The sequence below is a fragment of the Mesorhizobium qingshengii genome (assembly GCF_027563465.1).
Lineage (GTDB): Bacteria > Pseudomonadota > Alphaproteobacteria > Rhizobiales > Rhizobiaceae > Mesorhizobium > Mesorhizobium qingshengii_A.
On sequence record NZ_JAPFQA010000062.1, the window covers coordinates 1 to 431 of the forward strand.

Sequence of the window (431 nt, forward strand, 5' to 3'; positions counted from 1 at the left end):
GTGGGCACCTGAGATCGGCCCGAATATCGTGATCAGCACCACCAAGATGGCGCCTGTAGGAAGGGTGTTCCCCAGCAGCGCTAGCGCGGTGTCGTGCGTGAGGCGGGCGGCCATGATACCGGAGCCTACCACGGTCGCGACGAGCAAGGCTGTGCCAAGCGCCTCAGCGGCGATGCGACGGGAAAGGTCAGCCATAGCGCCTAGCCAGCCTTCGGCAGCTTGCGGCCGATCTCGTCCAGCCGCTTCTGCAAGGCGAGCTTGTCGACCATGTTCATTGGCAGACTGACGAAGATTGAAATACGGTTGTTGAGCATGCGGTAGGTGTCTGCAAAGGCGAGATGCTTCTCCGCATCGGTGCCTTCCACGGCTGCGGGATCGGGCACGCCCCAATGTGCCGTCATCGGCTGGCCGGGCCAGATCGGGCAGGATTC

Annotated in this window: 1 protein-coding gene and 1 pseudogene; both read right to left on the reverse strand. The window is 63.1% G+C overall.

Annotated elements, in window-relative coordinates; all coding sequences use genetic code 11:
- A partial coding sequence (locus OOJ09_RS31960; protein ID WP_269909029.1) for an aquaporin occupies positions 1-195 on the reverse strand: 195 nt, incomplete at its 3' end.
- Positions 196-200: 5 nt separating this feature from the next.
- Positions 201-431: pseudogene (locus OOJ09_RS31965) on the reverse strand (arsenate reductase ArsC); the annotation flags it as partial.